This window comes from Burkholderia sp. LMG 13014 (assembly GCF_905232215.1).
Classification (GTDB): domain Bacteria; phylum Pseudomonadota; class Gammaproteobacteria; order Burkholderiales; family Burkholderiaceae; genus Burkholderia.
In genome coordinates this window covers 1-2,156 of sequence record NZ_CAJNKE010000810.1, presented here as the reverse complement: position 1 = coordinate 2,156, position 2,156 = coordinate 1, and the positions used below count along the sequence as shown (strand labels likewise).

The following is a 2,156-nucleotide window of genomic DNA, read 5'->3' as shown; positions in this document are numbered from 1 at the left end:
GCAACCGGCCCCGTCTCACCCGTTCTCCCCGGCGCCGCGCCGTTTCTCCGGCCGGCATCCCGAACCCGCCCGCCGAGGGCTTTCGCTATTCCGTTTATGTTTCGTTCCCTGACGACCCTGATCAAGAAGTGGCGCGCGTCGCGCAATGCCGGTCACCAGCTCGATGCGCTGCTCGCGCACGCCGACGCCGATGCGTCGTACGCCGAGCGCAGCGAATGGCTGATCGAGCTCGCGCACTGGCTGCGCCGCACCGGCACGATGCAGGCCGCGCAGGACGCGCCGGCCGATCGCGACGCCGATGCGCGCGCGTATCCGGCCCATGCGCGGCTGCGCTACCTGTTCCACGTGCTCGATCGCAATCCCGAGTGGAAAACGCACGCCGCGCGCATCCTGCGCGGCATCCTGCGCGAGTGCGACGGCATCTCGCTCCTGTGCGACGCCGGCATGCCCGTGCACTCGGGCTTCTTCGGCGCGCTGTTCGAGCGGATCGACTCGTCGCTGATCCCGCCCGCACCGAACCGCCGCGAGCTGTCGGCGCTCTTCACGCTGATGTTCCCGACGCCGGAAGACGCGCAATGGATCGACGCGCTGCCCGACGATCTGCTCACCCGCCTCGCCGAGCTGATCTCGTTCGACATCACCGACGAGGAGCGCCACGAGCCGGGTTCGTTCTCGCGCGACCTGCTGGCCGCGCTGCACAACCTCACCTGCCAGATCAGCTCGACCGGCCTGTCGCAGACGGTGCGCAACCGGCTCTCCGACGACGACGCGCGCAAGCCGCTCGAAACACAGCCGTTCTACCGTCTCACGCGCGCAATGCTCGCGGTCGAGACCGCGCACGCGGCCGTCGAGGACGGTGGCGACCCGAGCAAGCTGCTGCACGAGGTGAACTACCTGCGCGTGCTGCTCGACGAATGCCGGATCGCCGTCGACGAGGTGTTCTCGCACCTGTACCGCAACGGTGTGTCGGTCGACATCGTGTTCCAGGTCGAGCGGATGCGCATGCGCATCCTGCGCGCCGAGATGCTGCTCAACGCGTGGATGGCACGCGACGACCTGCACGGGATGGCGCACCTGACGGCCGAGCTCATCGACGCGAACCACAACAGCCAGAGCGTGTCGCACCTCGTGCGCAGCAACTTCTCGCTGTTCGCGCGCAAGCTCGTCGAGACCAACGCCGACACCGGCGAGCACTACATCTCGCGCGGCCGCGCCGAGTACCTGAAGATGCTGCGGATGGCCGCGGGCGGCGGGCTCGTCACCGTCGTGACCGTGTGCATGAAGTTCGCGATCACGGGCGCGCACCTGCAGTCGATGCTCGAAGGGCTGCTCGCGGGCGTCAACTACGCGGCCAGCTTCATGCTGATGCACTTCCTGCACTTCACGCTCGCGACCAAGCAGCCCGCGATGACCGCGCCGACGCTCGCGCGCGAGCTCGACGACACCGGCCACGAGGAAGGCGTGAAGGCGTTCGTGGCATCGGTGATCGCGCTGATCCGCACGCAGGCCGCCGCGATTTCCGGCAACGTGCTCGTCGTGCTGCCCGTGTGCCTGCTGGTGCAGCTGTTCGCGGGCAACCTGCTGCATGCGAACCTGATCTCGCCGGAGAAAGCCCATGCGACGCTGCACTCGTTCTCGCTGCTCGGCCCGACGCCGCTCTACGCGGCGCTGACGGGCGTGCTGCTGTGGGCGTCGAGCCTGCTCGCGGGCTGGGCCGACAACTGGTTCGTGCTGCACCGGGTCGGCGACGCGCTCACGTACAACCGCCGGCTGCGCCTCACGCTCGGCGCGGCCGGCGCGGCGAAGCTCGCGCACTTCTGCCGGTCGAACGTGGCCGGCGTGGTCGCGAACGTCGGCCTCGGCCTGATGCTCGGCCTGATTCCGGCGATCGTCACCGTGTTCATGTTCCCGTTCGAGGTACGGCACGTGACGCTGTCGGCCGGTTCGATCGGGATCGCGCTCGGCGTGCTGGGCAAGGACGCGCTCGGCACGCCCGAGCTGTGGTGGGCCTGCGCCGGCGTGCTCAGCATGGCGATCCTCAACGTGCTCGTGAGCTTCGCGCTCGCGTTCACGATGGCCGTGCGTTCGCGCAGCCTGCGCCGAACCAAGGTGCGCGCGCTCGTCGCCGCGATCGTCCGCACGGTGCTGTCGAATCC

At 69.0% G+C, this 2,156-nt stretch carries 1 protein-coding gene; it reads left to right on the top strand.

Annotated elements, in window-relative coordinates:
- Window positions 1-96: 96 nt before the first annotated feature.
- Window positions 97-2,156 (top strand): site-specific recombinase (locus tag JYJ84_RS34865; RefSeq protein WP_205190142.1); only part of this gene is annotated, 2,060 nt, incomplete at its 3' end.